At 41.0% G+C, this 21,795-nt stretch carries 19 protein-coding genes and 1 pseudogene; 8 read left to right on the forward strand and 12 right to left on the reverse strand.

Annotated elements, in window-relative coordinates; genetic code table 11:
• Both L2764_RS16930 and L2764_RS16935 read left to right on the forward strand, forming a co-directional pair.
• A pseudogene (locus tag L2764_RS16930) lies at positions 1–253 on the forward strand (IS66 family transposase); the annotation flags it as partial.
• A gap of 38 nt (positions 254–291) precedes the next feature.
• On the forward strand, positions 292–1,374 hold the full coding sequence (locus tag L2764_RS16935; protein ID WP_248941472.1) for a type I secretion C-terminal target domain-containing protein: 1,083 nt from the start codon (positions 292–294) through the stop codon (positions 1,372–1,374).
• A 67-nt stretch (positions 1,375–1,441) separates the two neighbouring features.
• Here L2764_RS16935 and metF read toward each other — a convergent pair whose 3' ends face one another.
• The 9 genes from metF to L2764_RS16980 all read right to left on the reverse strand — a co-directional run bounded on the left by metF (position 1,442) and on the right by L2764_RS16980 (position 14,106).
• Positions 1,442–2,335: a methylenetetrahydrofolate reductase gene (gene metF, locus L2764_RS16940; RefSeq protein ID WP_248941473.1), complete on the reverse strand. Its 894-nt coding sequence runs from the start codon at positions 2,333–2,335 to the stop codon at positions 1,442–1,444.
• Positions 2,336–2,720: 385 nt separating this feature from the next.
• On the reverse strand, positions 2,721–4,169 hold the full coding sequence (gene tldD / locus L2764_RS16945) for a metalloprotease TldD (protein ID WP_248941474.1): 1,449 nt from the start codon (positions 4,167–4,169) through the stop codon (positions 2,721–2,723).
• Positions 4,170–4,214: 45 nt separating this feature from the next.
• Complete coding sequence (locus tag L2764_RS16950) at positions 4,215–5,051, reverse strand: carbon-nitrogen hydrolase family protein (RefSeq protein ID WP_248941475.1); 837 nt, start codon at positions 5,049–5,051, stop codon at positions 4,215–4,217.
• Positions 5,052–5,177: 126 nt separating this feature from the next.
• On the reverse strand, positions 5,178–9,206 hold the full coding sequence (locus L2764_RS16955; protein ID WP_283107054.1) for a YhdP family protein: 4,029 nt from the start codon (positions 9,204–9,206) through the stop codon (positions 5,178–5,180).
• A gap of 17 nt (positions 9,207–9,223) precedes the next feature.
• Positions 9,224–10,726, reverse strand: a complete 1,503-nt coding sequence (gene rng, locus L2764_RS16960; protein WP_248941509.1) for a ribonuclease G — start codon at positions 10,724–10,726, stop codon at positions 9,224–9,226.
• A 246-nt stretch (positions 10,727–10,972) separates the two neighbouring features.
• Positions 10,973–11,587, reverse strand: a complete 615-nt coding sequence (locus L2764_RS16965; protein ID WP_283107052.1) for a Maf family protein — start codon at positions 11,585–11,587, stop codon at positions 10,973–10,975.
• A gap of 2 nt (positions 11,588–11,589) precedes the next feature.
• Positions 11,590–12,078 carry a rod shape-determining protein MreD gene (mreD, locus tag L2764_RS16970; protein WP_248941478.1) on the reverse strand — a complete coding sequence of 163 codons (489 nt, stop codon included), beginning with the start codon at positions 12,076–12,078 and terminating at the stop codon, positions 11,590–11,592.
• Positions 12,075–13,013: a rod shape-determining protein MreC gene (gene mreC / locus L2764_RS16975; protein WP_248941480.1), complete on the reverse strand. Its 939-nt coding sequence runs from the start codon at positions 13,011–13,013 to the stop codon at positions 12,075–12,077. Before mreC ends, mreD begins: the two co-directional genes overlap by 4 nt.
• 43 nt (positions 13,014–13,056) lie before the next feature.
• Complete coding sequence (locus L2764_RS16980; RefSeq protein ID WP_248941481.1) at positions 13,057–14,106, reverse strand: rod shape-determining protein; 1,050 nt, start codon at positions 14,104–14,106, stop codon at positions 13,057–13,059.
• Positions 14,107–14,721: 615 nt separating this feature from the next.
• Between L2764_RS16980 and hslV the strand changes: the two genes are divergently transcribed.
• From hslV to L2764_RS16995, 3 genes are all read left to right on the forward strand, one after another.
• A complete protein-coding gene (hslV, locus tag L2764_RS16985) occupies positions 14,722–15,246 on the forward strand; it encodes an ATP-dependent protease subunit HslV (RefSeq protein WP_248941485.1) in 525 nt (174 codons plus the stop codon).
• 35 nt (positions 15,247–15,281) lie between these two features.
• Complete coding sequence (hslU, locus tag L2764_RS16990) at positions 15,282–16,607, forward strand: ATP-dependent protease ATPase subunit HslU (protein ID WP_248941486.1); 1,326 nt, start codon at positions 15,282–15,284, stop codon at positions 16,605–16,607.
• 118 nt (positions 16,608–16,725) lie between these two features.
• Positions 16,726–17,121 carry a gamma-butyrobetaine hydroxylase family protein gene (locus L2764_RS16995; protein WP_248941487.1) on the forward strand — a complete coding sequence of 132 codons (396 nt, stop codon included), beginning with the start codon at positions 16,726–16,728 and terminating at the stop codon, positions 17,119–17,121.
• Positions 17,122–17,241: 120 nt separating this feature from the next.
• On the opposite strand, the gene L2764_RS17000 is transcribed toward L2764_RS16995, so the two are convergent.
• On the reverse strand, positions 17,242–17,754 hold the full coding sequence (locus tag L2764_RS17000; RefSeq protein WP_248941489.1) for a phosphatase PAP2 family protein: 513 nt from the start codon (positions 17,752–17,754) through the stop codon (positions 17,242–17,244).
• Between the two features lie 99 nt (positions 17,755–17,853).
• A complete protein-coding gene (locus tag L2764_RS17005) occupies positions 17,854–18,096 on the reverse strand; it encodes a YgjV family protein (RefSeq protein ID WP_248941490.1) in 243 nt (80 codons plus the stop codon).
• Between the two features lie 259 nt (positions 18,097–18,355).
• On the opposite strand from L2764_RS17005, the gene rraA reads away from it, so the two are divergent.
• The 3 genes from rraA (at position 18,356) to L2764_RS17020 (ending at position 20,717) form a co-directional block, all read left to right on the forward strand.
• The gene (gene rraA / locus L2764_RS17010) at positions 18,356–18,841 is read left to right on the forward strand and encodes a ribonuclease E activity regulator RraA (protein WP_248941492.1); all 486 of its coding nucleotides are present in this window, start codon (positions 18,356–18,358) and stop codon (positions 18,839–18,841) included.
• A 216-nt stretch (positions 18,842–19,057) separates the two neighbouring features.
• Positions 19,058–20,104: a formimidoylglutamase gene (locus tag L2764_RS17015; protein ID WP_248941516.1), complete on the forward strand. Its 1,047-nt coding sequence runs from the start codon at positions 19,058–19,060 to the stop codon at positions 20,102–20,104.
• Positions 20,105–20,123: 19 nt separating this feature from the next.
• The gene (locus L2764_RS17020) at positions 20,124–20,717 is read left to right on the forward strand and encodes an HAD family hydrolase (RefSeq protein WP_248941494.1); all 594 of its coding nucleotides are present in this window, start codon (positions 20,124–20,126) and stop codon (positions 20,715–20,717) included.
• 47 nt (positions 20,718–20,764) lie between these two features.
• Here L2764_RS17020 and L2764_RS17025 read toward each other — a convergent pair whose 3' ends face one another.
• Positions 20,765–21,748 carry an NADPH:quinone reductase gene (locus tag L2764_RS17025; protein ID WP_248941496.1) on the reverse strand — a complete coding sequence of 328 codons (984 nt, stop codon included), beginning with the start codon at positions 21,746–21,748 and terminating at the stop codon, positions 20,765–20,767.
• Positions 21,749–21,795: the final 47 nt, after the last annotated feature.

A 21,795-nucleotide genomic window follows, 5' to 3' on the forward strand; every position in this document is an offset into this window, starting at 1 on the left:
TTTTCTCAATCACCTAGGTACGCCGTTGACTAATAACGAAGCCGAGCGTTGCTTGCGTGGGAGCGTGATCATGCGCAAGATCTGCTATGGCACAAGTTCAGATAGAGGTGATAAATTTCGCTCTCGGCTGCTATCTGTCATTGAAACGTGCAAGAAGCGACAGTTATCCCCGATAAGAGTGATCAGCACTATCATTGCGGCCGTGGTTGGTAAAAAGGACTACCCAGACGTATTTGGGCTCATGCCAGCTTAGTCAATCCCCCTCTGGTGAATACTTACGAGCACTTCATTATGAGCACATTCATTACCAAACAAGATGCAATTATTAAGCATATCTCTGGCCTATTAAAAATAAAAGATCTTCATGGTCAAATTACCCCCCTTTTTACAGCAGATTATATTAATGCTGGCGAGCAAATATTCTTTAATGATGATAGTGAGTTCTCATTAATTTTTGACAATGGAGAAGAACTGAAGAGCACCGATATCAAGGCTCTACTCATTAAAGAAGCTGAGGAGTCAAGAGCCATTCATCCCAATATAGAACCGACACCGCTCTCCCTCCTTAACAGTGATGATATTAACTCGGATTTTATTCAGGTAGAAAGAAGCGCAAATGAAACCCTTGCCGAGACCCATTATGACTCATCAATGATTGACCCCCATCAATTTGTATCGACAAACAACGTCATTCATCAAATTTTAGATGATGTAGAAACAGAACGGCAACTGAATATTGAGCTCAATAATATCACTGAAAATAATGTCATTAATACCAGTGAAGCTGTATCAAGCGTTAACATCTCTGAGAATGGGGTATTTAATGTCGATGTGCTGGGCAGCGATTTAGCCCATGATACGATAATTAGCGCTACCCTTACCTCGACAGATGATGCCGATAACAGCACGCTCGCCACGGCAAATCATGCAGCAGAATCTATCATCCCACAAAACAGTACCAACTTAATCGATACTGTTGATTTTTCTGGTAATGAGGGGAGCGATACCTTTGTGCTTAAAGCTGCAACGGAAGGAGAAACACATATTATTGGATTTGATCTCACTGAAGATAAACTCGATATCAGTGATATTCTTCAAAATGAAGGTGATATTGAAAACTTAGATAATATTCTACATTTCTCAACAGCAGGAGAAGATACTATTATTGATATTGATAGTAATCATGATGGTAATATGGATCAGCATCTCATACTTGATGGCATTGACTTATTTGCTTCTTATAGCGTCAATAATGATAACGATATGATTAATATTTTAATTGCAGAAGAACATTTAATTATACATGCCAGCTCATCGACAGGAAGCAATGAACCAGAGCCCTTAGAAGATAATATTTCATCTATTACGGCTTAATACTATCTAAAAAGGGCATTACGGTTTACATACCGTAACGCCCTTTCTCATCATTTTTGTACCATAATTATGCTTTATTCGGTCTTACGCCCAGTGTATGGCAAATGGCATAAGTTAGTTCAGCACGGTTAAGAGTATAAAAATGAAAGTCTTTAACCCCTTCTCGTGATAATACTTTCACCATATCAATAGCCACGTTTGCCCCCACCAATTGGCGAGTAGCGGGATCATCATCCAACCCTTCAAATTGCTGATGTAACCAATTTGGGATCCCGACATTCGTCATGCCTGCAAATCGTTTCAATTGCTTAAAGTTAGTCACCGGTAAAATACCCGGAATAATTTCTACATCTATCCCTGCTGTCACACAACGATCGCGGAAACGTAAATATGATTCAATATCAAAGAAAAACTGGGTAATTGCGCGATTCGCACCCGCATCAATTTTACGTTTAAGATGTATTAAGTCAGCCTGTGCATTACTTGCATCCGGATGACCTTCAGGGTAAGCGGCAACGGAAATATCAAAATCAGCAACTGAACGCAATAAACGCACCAAATCATTAGCAAAACGTGTCGGCTTAGGACTGCCCTCAGGTAAGTCACCACGCAACGCAACAATATCACGTACACCTGAATTCCAGTAATGTTTAGCAAGCTCAATCAATTCTTCATCACTGGCATCCACTAACGTCAGGTGAGGTGCAGCCACTAATTGAGTTTCTTTTTGAATACGCTCAATCACACTATGAGTACGATCTCTTACCCCTGAATTAGCCCCATAAGTCACAGAGACGAATTTCGGGTTTAACGGCGCCAAACGCCTGATAGAATTCCAAAGTATAGTTTCCATTTCTGGTGTTGAAGGAGGGAAAAACTCAAAAGAAACATTAATATCGCCATTAAGCTCTGATAAGCTTTGATTTAATGAAGTTGCATGTTGTGCATGGTGAAAAGCCATAAATAATTCCCTCGGATTCCAAATGGACGTTTGGACGTCTATATGTCCATATACTAGAGAAACTCAGAATGAAGTCAAGCCTTAAAAAACAGTCTATCCACTTTTTAATGGCTTTACGTTCTCTTGACCCTGATCTCGTTCTTTATAGCCCGCCTTTATTAATAGTTTGTTATTTTATAATAGCAGTTGTATTCAATTAGTAGATTAATTGGCTAATATGGCAGCGAGAGTGATCAAATAACGCATCAGCACGGTTAATCAGGAAGGTATAAAGAGGAAGGGGTAAAGAGTCAATTAAACGAAAAACGTCACGCCTTAATGTAAGGCATAACGTCATAAAAATTAACTAATCGTTACTATTAATAAATACGCATAACCGATAGCGCTAAGCTGTACCGCCCACGGTTAAACGATCCAACTTCAGAGTCGGTTGCCCAACACCAACAGGAACACTTTGCCCCTCTTTACCACACACGCCCACGCCTTTATCTAAAGCTAAGTCATTACCCACCATAGAGATCTGCCCCATAGTTTCAGGGCCATTACCAATGAGTGTCGCGCCTTTAATTGGCTGAGTAATTTCACCATTTTCGATTAAGTAAGCTTCAGAGGCAGAAAAAACAAACTTACCTGAAGTAATATCCACTTGCCCACCACCAAAATTGGGAGCATAAATGCCTTTTTTAACGGACTGGATAATGGCTTTTGGATCAGACTCTCCGGCTTCCATATAGGTATTCGTCATACGTGGCATAGGTAAATGCGCATAAGATTCGCGACGACCATTCCCTGTAGTCACACTGCCCATCAAACCCGCATTGTGCTTATCTTGCATGTAACCTTTTAAAATACCTTTTTCAATTAAGACGGTCTTTTGAGCCGGTACACCTTCATCATCAATACTCAGTGAACCACGACGATCGGCTAGGGTGCCATCATCAACAACAGTCACTAAAGATGACGCTACTTGCTGGCCCATTTTACCGCTAAAAGCACTACTGCCCTTACGGTTAAAATCGCCTTCCAAACCATGGCCAACCGCTTCATGTAAAAGAACACCAGGCCAACCAGCCCCTAATACCACAGTCATCTCACCGGCTGGCGCATCAATAGCGCAAAGACTCACTTGTGCCTGACGAACCGCTTCTTTTGCAAAATGAAAACAATAAGGTAGACCCGCTTCATCGGCTTGCATTAACACTTCATAGCCATGCCGCCCACCACAACCTGCACTGCCACGTTCACGCTTACCTTTATCGTCTAAAATAACACTCACATTAAAGCGAACTAAAGGACGGATATCTCCTGCTAACGTGCCATCACTGGCTGCCACTAAAATTTCTTCATATACCCCTGACAAGCTAACAACAACCTGTGAAATACGAGAGTCTAAGCTACGAATATATGCATCAGCTTGCTTTAACAGGGTGATTTTTTTCTCTTCTTCCATAGCTGCAATGGGATCGTTACTGGTATAACGCACAATAGCACTTTGACGTTTCCACGCATTGACTTGAGTGTGCTCTCCTGCCAATGCAATCCCTCTGGCGGCATTAACAGATGCCATTAGGGCCGCTGGCGTAATTTCATCGGCATAAGCAAAGCCCGTTTTTTCACCGGTGATCGCACGAACGCCAACCCCTCTTTCAATATGAAAGCTGCCGTCTTTAACAATACCGTCTTCTAAAACCCAAGATTCATTTCGAGCAGCTTGGAAGTACAGATCAGAAAAATCAATCTTATGCTGATGTATACTCTTGAGGTAAGTCTGTAAATCATCTATCGATAACCCATCTTGAAGTAAACTTTGTCCAACTTGTGTTAAAAATGGCATTCATTTCTCTCTTTGAGCCTTCCATACGAGGCTAATGACGTAAATTCAGGATTGTTCAATCAATGTGGGCTTAGCAAAACGATTATGTATCGCGACTGGTATTTGCTGACGAATATCATTAAGCTTAGTTTTATCTAATGGCGCTTGCACCCAACCACACCCCGTCTTTTTTTGGGCAAGAATTCGTCCCCAAGGATCAACAATCATACTTTGTCCCCAAGTCTCTCTCCCTCCATCATTAGCCCCCCATTGATTAGCGGCAAGCATAAAACATTGCGTTTCAATCGCTCGAGCTTGAAGCAATGTTTGCCAATGTGCTTCACCTGTGACTTTGGTGAAAGCTGAAGGCAGCGCAATCAGTTCTGCTCCCGCAAGACGCATCGCTCTAAAGAGCTCCGGAAAACGCAAATCATAGCATATAGCTAAGCCTATTTTTCCAAAAGGCGTATCGACGACACTGATCTTATTGCCGGGATAAAATGTGTCACTTTCTCGGTAAGTTTTAGTACCATCGCTCACTTCAACATCGAACAAATGCAGCTTGTCATAGCAACCAAGCTCTTCGCCATCATCATCAAATAAATAGCTACGACTATAAGCGCGGCCATCATGGGCCAAAATAGGGATCGTGCCCGCTATCAAATAAACTTGATATTGTTTAGCTAAATTTGCCAGCGAACCCAGTAATGGACTCTCGACGGCCGATTTTGCAATATGTTTTTGCTTGCTCTCGTGACCACCAAATAACAAACATGCTTCTGGAAGCACAACCAGTTGCGGCTCAAGATCAACACGAGGTAAAAGTGCAAGCAGCGCTTCAATGAAAGCGAGGTTAGCTTGAACATCTGCACCACTTTGACATTGTAATAAACTGATTTGCATGCCGTCCTATCCTTTGTTGTGAGGAAATACTTTAATCGACTAAACTCATTATACTCGAGAAGCGGCAAGAAACGAATTTGATTGAAGGCAGGCTATTTATTCACGAAATATGGCTTAGATGATAAATTATTGATTAGTTGATGAAGGCGCATTCTCATCTGAAGTTGATTTATTGATTGGTGAGGTCGTATTCACTTTATTGTCATCAATATTTTCCGTTGCAGATTGGTTCTTAGCGTCTGATAACACAGATTCGGGAATTTGGATTTCTTTACTTTTTCGAGGAAGCTCCTTTAATTTTGGATCGGACATCGTCCCTGTCACTCTAAAGCGTAATTCTGAAATCACTTCGATTACAGGCTCTAATACCTTAGTTAATACAAACGCTCCTAAACCAAAAGTCCAACCTCCAGTCGTTAGCAAAATAACGGTTGGGACACTCGAAGCTAATTGCGGGATAAAACTAATATCATAGTTAATATTTTCATTAAGCAAGTTCGTATAACCACGCACCTTCATATCCCCAACAATCGCTTTCATTTCAGTATTGGTAGTTTTTGCCACACCATTGTCGATATTCAAGGTTCCTTTAAAAGAATCAAAATAAAGCCCTTTACCAAACACATCTGAAAAATCAAGTGTCAGCTTACGCAAAATTGAATCTAAGCTAAAAAGTGATAAAATTCTCGCGCCTTTATCACTCACTTCAGTCAAATGCCCTTTACCCAATTTAAAATCAACTTGACCACTTAATGTAACTAAAGAAAATTCATAAGGGGCCCCCGTCCACACTAAGGTCGCCTTCATAGATAAAGGCGCATCTTTCAAACCGGGATCGATTCCCAGCACCTTTGAGACCGCATCAAATTTCTTGGCCGTTAAATTCAAATTAAGCTGTGTCTTATTTTGGGTACGGTAATACCAAGCCCCTTTGCCTTCCAATTGAATATCTGGAGTTGTTAAAGACAAGGTCTGAATTTGATAAGCATTTTCAATCGGGGTGGCTTGTAAAACAAGTTTTCCTAACTTCTTCCCCGCAACTTGAAAATCTTCAACATTGATCGCTAAAGGCGGTAATGTTAATGGATCAACCTTATCTATTTCATCTTTATTCAGTACTGTATTTTTCTCCATGCTCGTTAAAGAAGCGTTGTCTTCTTCCTTGTGTTCATCTTTACTTAAGTTTTGCAGATACAGTTTTTTAGCCGCTATTTTAAGTCCCTGTTGCAGCCAATTAGGATAAAAATCCACATTCCCCGTAAATTGATCTGATGTCGCCTTTAAGCGCCAAGCATTTCCAATCGCAAAAGAGGTAAACTTCACGTTATTAACATCATGACCTAAAAAATCAAGTTGATTAATATGCCCTGTAATGAGATTTAACGGGGGAAATAATACTTTTTTTGATGACGCAATGTTCACTGAAGTTGACGGACTAAACTTGGGTTTTTGGCTTGAGTCTTCAACCAGAACATTACCAATAAACTTCTTAATAATGGGATCCCACTGCATAAAATTAGCGCTATGCAATTCTAGCTGCAAGTGACCTTTATTTCGTTGTAATTTATCCCCCGGTCTGAATAAACGACCCAATAACAAATCATAAGAAGCCAGCGAAGAACTCGCATGGGGATCAAAATCAAATGCGGCCCAAAATTCAGATTGTTGTCCAATTTTCACCCCCAAAGAAAGCTGTTTATCATCACCCACTATCTCAGCAGACAAGGCCCTTTTTTGTTGTTTTTGTTTAAAAAACTGCCCCGGTAAAGAGAGTTCAGTGCCCACTAAATCGGAATTTACCTGTCCTTGCAGACTATAACCCTGCTCACCAAAGACTAACAACAGCCCCCCAGTCCAATCTAAGGTGCCTTGATAATAATCACTCAATGGGTTATTCAATTCATTCGATAAGGTACCTAATTTCCAATGCCCTTTTAAATCGACATTAACGGCATAATTTTTATTCTTTTCTGTCGTATAAAAATCAAATTTGAAAGGCTGGTTGTACATACTCGCGGTGATATTCTTGCCTGTCACGACATTATTTTTAAATTGAATTTCTCCCGTCACATTCGACAGTTGAATACCCGGCTCCGTGACATAAACAGGATTATCTTTAAAATTAACCGTACCAGTAATATTTTCATTATCTTTGCCGTATAAAGGAATAGACAGATCTAAGGCACCAGTCAGCTTCCCCTTCACTCTAAGGATTTTGAGCGTTTCTCCAACGGAGTCTGATAGAGGAGATTGGGTGATCACTTGATTGGCTGCACTGGCCGTCGTTGATAACGACGATTGAATACTTAACAACGGATTATCGATTAAATCATTAATCAAAACATGGACACCATTGAGCGGTACCTTTAGCAAGTCGCCTTGCTTCACCCACAAATTCATGGCTGCATTTTCAAAGAGACCATATAATGACAAATTTGTGACCGTAGGCCAGTTTGGCTCAAATTGATAAGTCCCCTTATCTAGATTAAATCCAGCTTGAAAAATGCCTTGGTGATCGTGATAAGGATAATCATTCAGTACACCTTGCCAGACAACGATGCCATTTTCGATCTTCCCACTTTTTAACGCCCCTTCTAAGTAATTAATCACTTCTTGACTCATTACAGACAAAGGAAAATATTTATCAGCATCGGCGATATTAGTCACCGATAACTTGGCCAGTAACGCAAGCGTCATTTGATCTTGAAAGCCCATTTTAACTGAGGCTTCAATCATTAAATCATCATTTCCCAATGTCAGTTCAGGCACTATTAAGGTTTGATTTTCTACATCAAACTTACCATCAATTGCATCCCCTTTGATGGCAATAGGCGCTTTAACGTTATCATTAAAGTTCAATAGATAATGCTGTGCGGGAAGCGAAAAATAAAGTTGATCATTTTTAATGACAAGATCTAAATCCAGTGCTGTTGACCCCGGAATATTCTGCACGGCTTGCCAAGCAAGCGCTTTTGCGTTCAAGCTCAATTGAGCAGGCTCATTTTTCTGTTGATATAGGCGTAAATCAACCAACTGCCCCTTAGGCTGCATCATTTGCCATGTATCAAGTCCCTCTTTATTTAACTGAGGGAGTAAGGGTAATAGCGGTTGTAACAATGATATGTCTAATTCATTTAAATAAGCAAAAACATCACCTTGCTCTTTTTTCGCCCCCAATTTCAACTCTGGCCAAGGCGTATTATTACTGGAAAAAGCCAAATCACTGCTACTTAGCGTCCAACCATCGGCATTGGTATCCCAAGATAGCTGTCCTTTTTCAACCGTAAAATTTTGCTCTTGTTTATTTAAATACCAGGTTAACCAGCTGGGCTTAAAATTCACTCTTGCAGAATCAATACTACGGTTAGCAACACTCATCCAAGCTTCGAGATTCAGCGCACCTTTAAGCTGCATTCTTTGCTTGTTATCAAAACGCCCAGGTTGTCTGGAAGCCCAATGGCCTAAATCGACCCCATTAGCCGCCAAATAAATTTGTCCTACTAGGCTATCGGGTCGATTGCCATTGCCTTTCAGTGCCACATTTAGCGATAAGCTTTCAGCCACAGAACCATTATCATCAAAATAGACTAACCCTTTACCAAGATGGTTATTATCTCTATTTCGCCATATTAAATCTTTGATAAAAATTGGATTGTAAGCATGCTCTTTACTCACTAAAGTCAAACTGGCATCTTTCACCGAAAATCGTTCAAGTTGCTCTAAAAGCAATCCATATAACCAAGTGGTATCAGACGATTTTTTGGCGCCTTGAGCATTGTCTTTTAATGTATCCAGATTGAGCGTGACATCAATCCCATCAAAAATAACCGTTTCTATTTGGGGACTTAAACTTAATAAACTTTGCCAAAAATCCAGTTTTATGTGTGCTTCATCGACAGAAAAAGTCAAAGGTAAATTGCTCTGTTGCGGTAAAACAAGATCAGTGACCGTTAATGCTGGGCCAAAAGCCCGCCATTTCGCATGTAACTGCCCCACCTCAACCTTTACTTGATAAGTCTGCTCTACGTAATTAACTAACTCGACTCTAACTTGATCGAGTTCAGGTAATAACTCTCTTATTAAGCTCACAAAAAGGGCAAATAAAACAAGAATACCAGCAAGGAAAAGCCAGGAGAATCGCAGTATTTTGAACATGCTAGGTAAAGAGAACACTACATTATCACCACATCAAATTTATTTTGCGCGTATAAAGGTTCACTTTGAAGTTTAACTCTTTTTCCAACATATATTTCTAATTCAGCCAAAAAATGACTTTCATCTTCTTTTAGCGTGTTATAAACAGCAGGACCACAATACACGAGAAACTCATCAGCATCATAACTACGATTTAATCGAATGATCTCTCTGAACATTTCATAAGATACTGTTTCAACTGTTTTTAAAGTGCCGGTACCAAAACATGAAGGACACTCGCCACACAATACATGCTCTAAACTTTCACGGGTTCGTTTACGGGTCATTTCCACTAAACCTAAACCTGAAAAACCACTCATATTGGTTTTAACCCTGTCATGAGAAAGCGCCTGCTCTAAACTATTCAATACTCGACTTTTATGATCTTTATTTTGCATATCAATAAAATCAATAATAATAATTCCCCCAAGATTACGTAATCGTAATTGACGAGCAATCACTTGGGTGGCTTCGAGGTTGGTATTAAAAATGGTTTCTTCAAGATTTCGATGACCAACAAAGGCACCAGTATTAATGTCAACAGTAGTCATCGCCTCAGTTTGATCTATGATCAAATAACCACCCGATTTTAATTCAACTTTACGGCCTAACGCGCGCTGAATTTCATTTTCAACATCATATAAATCAAAAATAGATACCGAACCTGAATAGTTCTCTAACTTATCGGCGATTTCAGGCATGAACTCTTGAGTGAAATTCTGTAGTTCCCCAAAGGTTTGACTCGAATCCACTTGAATACGATCAAGCTCCGTTCCCACAAAATCTCTGACAATTCTAACCGGCAATGCAAGATCTTGATAAAGAAGGGACACACCTGGCCGTTTACGTCTTTCACTGACTTTAGCCCACACCCGTCTTAAAAATGCCGCATCTTGTACTAATTCAGTTTCACCTGCATTTTCAGCTGCGGTGCGAATAATAAAACCGCCATTTTCATCAACAAAAGGTTCAGTGAGCCCTTTAAGCCTTGCTCGTACTTTTGCCGACTCGATTCGTTGAGAAACACCGACATGGCTTGCCCCTGGCATAAAGACCAGATATCGAGAAGGTAAGGTAATATCTGTCGTTAAACGAGCACCTTTAGTACCGATGGGATCTTTGATAACTTGTACTATGACCGCTTGTCCAGGCCTAACCAGTTTCCTGATGTCATGAACAACAAAATGATCTTTATCCGTTTCTGCCACACATTCGGTATGAGGAACAATATCAGAAGCATGAAGAAAAGCGGCTTTATCTAAACCTATATCGACAAAAGCAGCTTGCATGCCAGGCAACACTCGACTGACCTTACCTTTATAGATATTCCCAACCAACCCCCGTTTCATTCGCCGTTCAATATGAACTTCTTGTAAAATGCCATACTCAACCAATGCCACTCTCGCCTCCGTGGGCGTCACATTGATCAGTAACTCAGATCCTATCTTTCCTTGTACTGGCTTACTCACAATACGGCTCATATTGGCACTCACTTAATCACTCTCCTTATTTACCCAAGTAATTTAGGTATTCGGCTCAAGCTCCAAACACATAGAGCTGGACTAGGGCAAACAATGCCAATGACTTAAAATGCGTTAAGCTCATTATTGATAGCAACAAAATGGCGACTCAACGAAGCACTTATCAATAATACTTTCTGCCGATCTCTTTATCGATCAACGTCCACTACATTAGAAAGTATAATCTCGCCAATGTTCCGCCCAATGTCATGTCAATATTTGCATTTCTTTCAGTAAATCGCGAGTTTCAACCAATGGTAGCCCAACAACGGCTGAATAACTGCCCTCAATACGCGTTACAAAATTGCCTCCCATTCCTTGAATACCATAAGCACCCGCTTTATCCATCGGCTCCATTGTTGCGATATAATCTTCTATATCCGATGTTGAAAGCGAACAAAAACAAACTTTTGTCTTAACTAAACGATCCAAGGTTCGTAAACCGTCAGTTATCGCAACAGCGGTCATGACGTAATGTTCCTGAGCAGAAAGCGCTTGCAACATCCTTTTAGCATCATGAATATCTAAAGGTTTTCCGAGAATATTATTATCTAAAACCACAATAGTATCTGAGCCGAGTACTGTTAACGGGGTTGAAGGTATCTCTGTATGCCGTTCTTGCTGCTGTTTCGCTAATAAAAAACCCGCTTTTGCTTTTTCAAATGCCAAACGGGTAACGAGTTCAGCAGCACCTTCATCTGAAAATGGCGTTTCATCAATATCAGCCGCCAATACCGAAAATGTGACATTAGGATGACTAAAAAATAGCTGAGTTAATAGTTCCTTCCGTCTTGGAGACGCTGAAGCTAGAACTAACCCCATAATTATCTTACCTTATATTGACGTCTTACTCGACGTAAAATCCAAAAAACCCATGGCCAAATAAATAAACTGGAGATAGCAGGGAAAAGTAAATTCAGGTCAAATTGGGCTCCATCGACAACAAATTGCAGCCAAAAAACCACAAGTTGGTATATACCAACTTCAGCCGCAATTAATAGGGCCTGCTGCCACATAGGAAAATTACGCAACCGCTGAAAGTGTAACACCACCCCATAGATCACTATCGACATGCCTAAAGAGCGGATCCCTAAGGCGGCTCCCAAGAGAATATCCAGCAACAATCCTAAAATCCAAGCGGTTAAAATATTATAACGATGAGGTAATGCCATTGCCCAATACGTCATGACCAGTAATAACCAATCAGGACGCCAAGCTGCGACCCCTTCAGGTAACGGCATAATTTGAAATAACATGGCCACTAAAAAGCTTAACCAGACGACCCAACGCCCGTTTGGCAGGTGCAAACTCATTCGCTCACCTCAGTACTTTGTTTCAAGGGGAGTGTCGAGTTCAACGCCGAAGGCAGCTCTGCTTGGCTCTTTCTCGTCGTTTGTGAATGAAGTGCTTCTGCGTCCAGTGCATCGTTGTCATCATAAACATCCGGCCATAATAATAATAAATATCGAATACGATCTAATGCCGCAAGAGGTTGAGCGGTGACAGTGGCATAGCTCTTACCATCATCTTTAATCACACTCATGACCCTTGCCACCGGATACCCCTCAGGGAAACGCTTTCCGAGTCCTGATGACACTAAAAGATCCCCAACCAGTATGTCAGTACTTTTTGACACGTAACGTAATTCAAGCTCATCTAATACACCAGTGCCATTAATCACAAATCGCGCATCGTTACGCGTTAAGCGAACAGGAATGGCATGGGAAACATCCGACAGTAATAACACTCGACTCGTTAATTCACTGACTTGGGTCACTTGACCCACAACGCCTTGCGCATCAACAACGGGTTGGCCAACAAACACACCACTTTTTTTCCCCCGATTAAGCACCACATACTGATGAAAAGGATCGCTTGCCACTTCCATAACTTCTGCGACCATTTTTTTAGCGTCCATATGAACCGGCGAACCTAATAATGCTCGTAAACGTTCATTTTCTTGGCGCAAAAACTCGAACCGTTGTAAGCGTTCACTCATCAATAGCTGTTTTCTTAATAAGGTCTTATTTTGTTTTGCTAGCATATTACGTGTAGCAAAATTCTCAGCAGAAATATCCAATAACTGTCCAGGAAAACTGGCCACATATTGCAAAGGGCTAAGTAAAGATGAAAGGGCATCTCGAACAGGGTCGAGCCTATCGTTAGCAACGAGTAAGATCACCGACATTATTACTGCCAATGTCAGTCTAAATTGATTGGACATTCCACGAACAAAAATAGGCTTCATAGGATCACTAAGGCGGTGATTAACCGCCTAATAAAGAAACACGTTAATTTTCGTCGGAGAAGAGATCACCGCCATGCATATCGATCATTTCAAGGGCTTTCCCCCCGCCACGTGCTACGCAGGTTAATGGTGCTTCCGCAATCATCACAGGGATCCCTGTTTCTTGCATCAATAATCGGTCAAGATCACGAATAAGTGCACCACCACCCGTCAATACCATGCCTCGCTCTGATATATCGGATGCCAATTCTGGAGGTGTTTGCTCTAACGCCACCATAACGGCACTCACGATCCCTGATAAAGGCTCTTGGAGTGCTTCTAAGATTTCATTACTGTTTAAGGTAAAACTACGCGGAACACCTTCTGCAAGATTACGACCACGTACTTCTATTTCAAGTACTTCATCACCTGGATAAGCCGTACCAATAGTATGTTTAATCCGTTCAGCCGTGGCTTCACCAATTAAGCTACCGTAATTACGTCTAACGTAATTAATAATCGCATCATCAAACTTATCGCCACCAATACGGACTGAAGAAGAATAGACCACACCGTTTAATGAAATAATAGCAACTTCTGTTGTCCCACCACCAATATCAACAACCATAGAGCCTGTCGCTTCAGATACGGGTAAACCCGCACCAATAGCCGCGGCCATGGGTTCTTCAATTAAATAAACTTCACGTGCCCCAGCACCCATTGCAGACTCACGGATAGCGCGTCGTTCAACTTGCGTCGCACCAACAGGGACACAAACCAATACCCGAGGGCTTGGGCGAAATACACTATTGTTATGCACTTGCTTAATAAAATGTTGAAGCATTTTTTCTGTCACATAAAAATCGGCAATCACACCGTCTTTCATCGGACGTATAGCTTGAATATTGCCAGGGGTTCTCCCTAACATTTGCTTTGCTTCTGTCCCCACTGCCGCTACAGACTTTTGTCCTGAATTGCCTCGCTCAGCGCGAATAGCTACGACAGAAGGCTCATCTAACACAATGCCCTCTTCACGAACATAAATTAATGTATTAGCGGTACCCAAATCGATCGATAAATCGTTAGAAAAAATGCCACGCAGCTTCTTGAACATGTAACCAGCCTGTCTCAGTGGAGTCATTGAAAAAAAGAAATCAGCTAACTTTATCACGCTTCTTAAATTCTACAAGGGGATACGCGTTAACAATCGCTAATGAGCGACTATTTTTTAGCATATAACCACATAACCTCGTAAAAAAGCGATTTTTGTTAAAATAAACTTATCGATTCCATATATAGAAAACAAATAAAATACAGGTTTATCCACTATTTTTGTTTCAGTGGCCAGAAATAAGTCTCATACACGTACAAAATAGCGCTAAATGGCCCATTGAAAGTCAACAAATAACATTCTTCATCAAAAAATGCGTTTGGTTGTTTTTCGCAGTCCTTCACATAATGTCGAAATGGTCCCTCACTTTAACCTGCCTATATTGAGTGATGGTTTATTTCGCAATTTTCACTACAACAGCATATTTTCACCAGTGAAAGGCAAGAGCGACTCACTGTATAATTTCTGAAACAATCCCTTTAAAAAAGAACTTGTAGACTCCAAGTCTCTATTATCAAGTTTCCCCTCTACCCCTTGAATTATTAATAACGTCCCCCATATCTTAATCTATCATCAACCAGTAGGCCCGTTGCCACTGGCTAGAGAAGAGGAATTATTGTGACCACTATCGTATCAGTTCGCCGTAATAACCAAGTCGTTATCGCTGGTGATGGACAAGTTTCCCTAGGCAATACAGTTATGAAAGGTAACGCTAGGAAAGTACGCCGCCTTTACAATAATAAAGTGCTCGCTGGCTTTGCTGGCGGTACCGCTGATGCATTTACCTTATTCGAGCGTTTCGAAGCCAAACTCGAAATGCATCAAGGGCATTTAATGAAAGCGGCCGTTGAAATGGCCAAAGATTGGCGAACCGATAAAATGCTGCGTAAATTAGAAGCCATTTTAGCTGTTGCGGATACAAAATCGTCATTAATTATTACTGGTAATGGTGATGTAATACAGACGGAAAATGATCTTATCTCCATTGGTTCCGGTGGTAATTTTGCCCAGTCTGCCGCGACGGCATTATTAGAAAACACAGAATTGAGTGCACTTGAAATCGCCGAAAAATCGCTCACCATTGCCGGTGATATTTGTGTTTTCACCAATCAACACAAAACAATCGAAGAATTAACATATTAGTTGACAGCTTCCAGCTATAGGCACTAGGAAATATTATGTCTGAAATGACCCCACGTGAGATTGTCCATGAGCTGGACAGCCACATTATTGGCCAACAAAAGGCCAAACGTTCTGTTGCCATTGCGCTGCGTAATCGCTGGCGCCGTATGCAGTTAGAACTCGATTTACGTCAAGAAGTCACACCAAAAAACATCTTAATGATAGGTCCTACTGGTGTAGGTAAAACAGAAATTGCCCGCCGATTAGCAAAACTTGCAAAAGCGCCTTTCATCAAAGTTGAAGCCACTAAATTTACTGAAGTGGGTTATGTGGGTAAAGAAGTCGATCAAATCATTCGAGATTTGACTGACATTGCCATTAAGCTGACGCGTGAAGAGCAAATGGCTAAGTGTAAAACCCAAGCTGAAGAAAATGCTGAAGAACGCATTTTAGATGCGTTAATTCCAAAGCCTAATGGCGAATGGGACGCAGATAAAGCCGATGACTCTAATACTCGTCAGATCTTCCGTAAAAAACTTCGCGAAGGTCAATTAGACGATAAAGAAATTGAACTTGATGTCGCTGCGCCTCAGGTGGGTATTGAAATCATGTCACCCCCTGGCATGGAAGAAATGACCAATCAGCTACAGAGCATGTTCCAGAATATGGGGCCTAGCACTAGCAAACGTCGTAAATTAAAAATCAACGAAGCTCACAAGCTATTGATTGAAGAAGAAGCCGCCAAACTGGTGAATCCTGAAGACTTAAAAGAACAAGCCATTGAGCTCGTTGAACAGCATGGTATTGTTTTTCTAGATGAAATAGACAAGATTTGTAAGCGCGGTGACGCATCAGGACCCGATGTCTCTCGTGAAGGCGTTCAACGTGATTTACTGCCCTTAGTCGAAGGGAGTACGATTAATACCAAGCATGGTATGGTCAAAACCGATCATATTTTATTTATCGCCTCTGGTGCGTTTCAAATGTCTAAACCTTCGGATCTTATTCCCGAATTACAAGGCCGCCTACCCATTAGAGTTGAGTTAGAAGCACTTTCAGCCCATGATTTCCAACGCATTCTCACTGAGCCTCATGCTTCATTAACGGAGCAATATGTGGCTTTGATGGCCACTGAAGGCGTTAAGATTGAATTTACTCAAGACGGCATTGAGCACATTGCAAAAGCCGCTTGGCAAGTTAATGAGCGTACAGAAAATATCGGGGCTCGCCGATTACATACTGTGATGGAACGTCTCATGGAAGATTTATCTTATGAGGCATCTGATAAATCCGGTAGTCATGCCGTTATTGATGCAGAGTACGTCAAAGCCCACTTAGATGATCTTGTTTTAGATGAAGATCTTAGCCGTTTTATTTTATAATCGTGACAGAAGCCTAAAGAGGCCTTAATCACTTTTAACAATAGCACGATCATAACGGCATCACAGTCATCAGTGATGCCGTTAACTTTTAACCTCCAAATGTTCCATTGGAGTTATCATGACCCAAATTAACCAGCCGCCTTATGTCACCGATCTGACCCTTAAAAAAAAGTCATGTGAATTACGCGTTAGCTTCAGTACAGGGAGATCTTATACACTCAGTTGCGAAATGTTGCGGGTTTATTCACCTTCAGCTGAAGTACAAGGTCACGGTAAGCCGATATTAGTCACCCATAAAAAAAATATTAATATTACTGCGATTGAGCCTTTAGGCAATTATGCCGTAAAGATAACCTTTGATGATGGCCATGATACTGGGCTTTTTTCATGGGAATATTTATATAAACTATCCACCCAACAAGCACTATTATGGCAAGCGTATCTCACTCGCTTAGAGACAGCCAAGGCCAGTCGAGAACCCCTTATTGATCTGGTGGTTAAATATCACAAATAATCATTATAATGCGAGAATACCTTTGAAAAAAAATCACTATTAACTTAAGGGTTTTTCTTTCGCCATGTTTCAGGCAGTGTCACTTCTTGCCATAAAGATTGACATAATAAATGACGCCGGTTAAATAAGCGAATGCATCAAATTAACACTCTCAACGCCCAGTATGCCACCAGCAAGAATATCGAAAGGATAGTGGACACCTAAAATTATTCTTGAACAACCAATACACAATGCCCATGAGTAAGCCAGTAAGGTCCATTGAGGAAAAATATAACCAATAGAAGTCGCCATGACAAAAGCCGCTGTAGTATGTCCTGAAGGTAAGCTAAATTTATCTGAAGGTTCAAAATGAATGGCAATAAATTCATCCCCATGGCAAGGCCGTGCTCTGCGAGAGGTGTTCTTTAAAATAAAATAAAGGGGAAAAGCTAACAATAACCCCGCTCCCGCTAGATTAAAAAAAGCCTCTCCTTTTGGGTGAAACAACTGCAATGCCAACATAAAATACAGATACAGTGGGCCATCGCCAGTGAAGGAAATTTTTGTGGCCGTTTTAATCAATTGATAACGATAAGCCAACTTGTTTACTTTACTAAAAGCATATTTATCAAGTTTAGATATCGTCTCGAACATAGGCATGGTACCTTGCGAATGATTAAGTTTAAAATTAGAAGAACACCATGACAAGAAGGTGACAACTGATCTAATGTTTTATGACATACAAACAATTCATTATTTTAAAACATATTTATTTTTGAGATAGATCTTAAACAGATGATAAAAATTCACACCTGCAATAAAAGCATTCATACCAGCAACCGGCCAAGCATCTATTAACACACCATATAAAGCAAATAATAGACAACCAGTGCAATTTAAACAACGTAACTTAATAATATCTTTCATCATAAAAGAGACTGCAACGACTATCGATGCAAAATAACCAAGTAGTTCAACCATACTAATAAGCTGCATATCGAGTCCTATTTCATTTTAAACTTAAATTCCCCCCCCCTAATTCAACATATTAGTCCAACACCAAATACAATAATATTGTTGCCTTACAAGGTCACTTTTAAAACATTCTTGTCAACCAATCCACTACCGTTAACCTCCTTTAAATCAATTTAGGCTCTTATATCACTTTTCTTTTCAAGAAACCCTTATATACTGGGTTAAATCATTGTCATTGCACCCTAATCCTGTGCAAAACCTATTTATCAGGAGTGTAATTATGGAATACAACACCTCAGAACTTTGTGATACTTACCTCGATGTTGTTGATGTTGTCGAACCCATGTTTAGTAACTACGGGGGTTCGAGCTCATTTGGTGGTGCCATTAGCACTATAAAATGCTTTGAAGATAATGGGTTGATTATAGATGCATTACAAGACGATGGAGAAGGAAAGGTTCTACTCATCGATGGTGGTGGTTCACTTAGACGGGCTTTAATCGACTCAAGTATTGCGCAAATAGCCTGCGATCATCACTGGGAAGGCATTATTGTTTATGGCTCAGTAAGGGATGTTGATGCTTTAGAAGATCTTGATATTGGCGTACAAGCATTAGCTTCTATTCCCGTTGGGGCTGATGGCAATGCTATTGGTGAACTAGAAGTCCCTGTCAATTTTGGTGGGGTCACCTTCTTGCCAGGCGATCATATCTATGCCGATAATACGGGCATCATCTTATCACCAGAGTCACTGGATATCGACTAATCGACCCAGTCAGCCCAACACGGTATTGAGCTCTATCGGCTCAAATATACCCAAGTCACTCAGACCGACTCAAGTGAAATGAAAGGGGGAAATCCCCTTTCATTGCTATTTTCATCTCTTGTCATCAAAATCAATTGATCTATTCCACAAAAAACAGTTGAAACAAAAAAACAACACTTTAGACTGAAGATTATTTACTCAGGTATTTCCCCTATGATGCAGTATTTAGATCCTTTTACCCAACCCGATTTATCTAAACTTTTACTGAAATCTGGGGGAGCCAGAATGGGTGAAACAAAACTTGGACAAGTCATCCATACATCTGAGCCCAATCAAACGCTCAATGAAATATTATTAGATGCAAAAAGCAAAGGGGTACGATTCGTTATTCTAGGGATTGGCGAAGACATTGGACCAAGAGCCAACCTCGGACGAGGTGGAGCAACTGATGCATTCGATAATAGCATTAGTCATTTTATCAATATTCAATCTAATCGCTATTTCTCGGGTATTGAATGCCTTATTTTAGGCCAAATAAAAACAGATGACCTTCAAAATGATCCCGACCAAAGTATCAGTCAGTTAAGAAAACAAGTTGAGCAACTTGACGAGCGGGTCATTGACGTACTCACTCCCATCATTGCCGGCGGATTAGAGCCTATTGTTATCGGCGGTGGTCACAATAATGCTTATGGTCTATTGATGGCAACAAAAGCAGCAAAAGAAACCTCAGTTGCTGCTATTAATCTTGATCCTCATTGTGATTTTCGTCTTCGTGAAGGTCGGCACAGTGGTAATGGCTTTAGTTATGCTGCCGCAACAGGTGCACTTAGTTATTATCATGTTCTTGGGTTACATGAACTTAAAAATACCGAAGCTTCCTTAGAACAACTTACCGCTTTCGGTGGGCAGTGGCATAGTTTGCAGCAAATTTGGATCCGTCGCGAAATATCATTAGAAAATGCCTTGAGAGAAATCAAACAAGCCTTAAATGATACCCATCGCCCTGTCGCACTTGAACTTGATCTTGATGCGATTATCAATATGCCTAGTAGCGCCTCAACAGCTGCTGGGATCCCACTAATGGACGCCCTTTATTATGTACACTATATTGCTAAGCATTGTCCATGTGCCTATTTACATTTAGCAGAAGCGGCTCCCAGTTGTCACCTAGCAGGCATAGATGCAGGGTATCGAGTCACAGGACAAAGTATTAGTGAACTCATGCTAACCTATATGCACGCACGCTTGCACTCCCTTTAATCACGGCTCTTTACCCCTCATGAAATTAGCCCTATTTGATTTTGACGGTACATTAACAACAACGGAAACCTTCAGCCCCTTTCTACGCTTTGCTATTCCTCAAAAAAGATTAACTTGGGTTAGGTGGTGCTTGTGGCCATTGGTGCTCGGTTATAAATTACAACTTATCTCTGCACGCTTCACCCGAATATGGCTATCACGATTTTGCTATCAAGGCATGAGTGGGACCGAACTCAATCAGTTAGGCAATCAATTTGCCTTAGAGTACATTCCAAGCGTCATTTATAAAAAGACCCTAAGCCGATTGATCTGGCATCAACAACAAGGTCATGAAGTCGCTATCGTCTCAGCTTCTCTCGATATTTACTTGAGACCTTGGTGTAAAAGCCTTGGCATTCATCTTCTTTGTAGTCAGCTTGAAATAAAAAATAACATTGCGACGGGTCAATACACGACAGGAGATTGCAGTGGCATCAATAAATATCAGCATATCATTAGGCACTATCAGCTTGAACAGTATGAGACAATTTATGCCTATGGTAATAGCATTGAAGACAATGAAATGCTTGATATTGCAGACATAAAATACTACCAAGGTAAGGTAATACAATAAAAATAACGCTTTAGTGATTCAATCCATACTATCGCCGAAAAACGTACTCAAATAGATAAAAGAATACAACCTCTTACTGTGCCCGACTCCACCATTTTATGAGCTTTGACAGCCTCTTTCAGTGGCATAATCTCAGCAATACGATGACTCAGCTTATTATTTTTTAATGCGCTTTCGATATCATTAATAGCCCTGTTCTTGGCCGATTCAGGCATGGCATAAACCATAATGCATCGCAGGGTTAAATCTAAATACATCATCTTATAAAAAGGCAATCTAAGCTCGGGCACTTGAGTCGATGAATAGGTCGCAATAACCGCACCTGTTTTTACGACTTTTAATACATTGTCAAGATTAGCCCCAAACTGAACATCAATCACACGATCAAGCTGATTATTCCCACTGACCTGCAAAATCTGCTCAGCAAAATCTGCATCCCTATGGTTAACAACAGCATCTGCACCCACCTCTAAACACGACTCTCTATCTCTTTGATTTGATGCCGTTGCAATAACAAAAGCCCCAGCCATTTTTGCCCATTGAATCGCATAATACCCCACCCTTCCAGCTCCCCCTGTAATGAGCACCCGTTTATGGCTCACAGGCCCATCGGCAAAAACACATCGATGGGCCGTCATGGCTGGGATCCCTAAGCACGCCCCGACTTCAAAGCTCGCTTCATCAGGTAAGTGTGCCGCTCTGCGACTCTCAATCCGAATGAACTCTGCAGAAGTGCCAAATCGTCGACCATATTGAGCTTGATAAACCCATACCCGCTCACCCACTCTTGCTTTAGGCACACCGTCACCGACAGCTTGGATCACTCCAGCACCGTCACTGTTAGGAATAATGTCACCATCGCTCAATAGCTCTGGAAACAATCCCGCTCGCTTCTTGACATCTGAAGGATTCACAGCCGATGTATGCAACCTCACCAATACTTCGCCTTGCTGCACAACTGGTCGTTTCACTTCTTTCAGATTAAGGACATCTTTCGCTGCGCCAAATTGTTCGAATATCATCGCCTTCATAATCAACTCATCAATATTTCAGTTTAATGGTTATCACGTTGCATTAA

The sequence above is a fragment of the Shewanella surugensis genome, assembly GCF_023284005.1.
GTDB classification, from domain to species: domain Bacteria; phylum Pseudomonadota; class Gammaproteobacteria; order Enterobacterales; family Shewanellaceae; genus Shewanella; species Shewanella surugensis.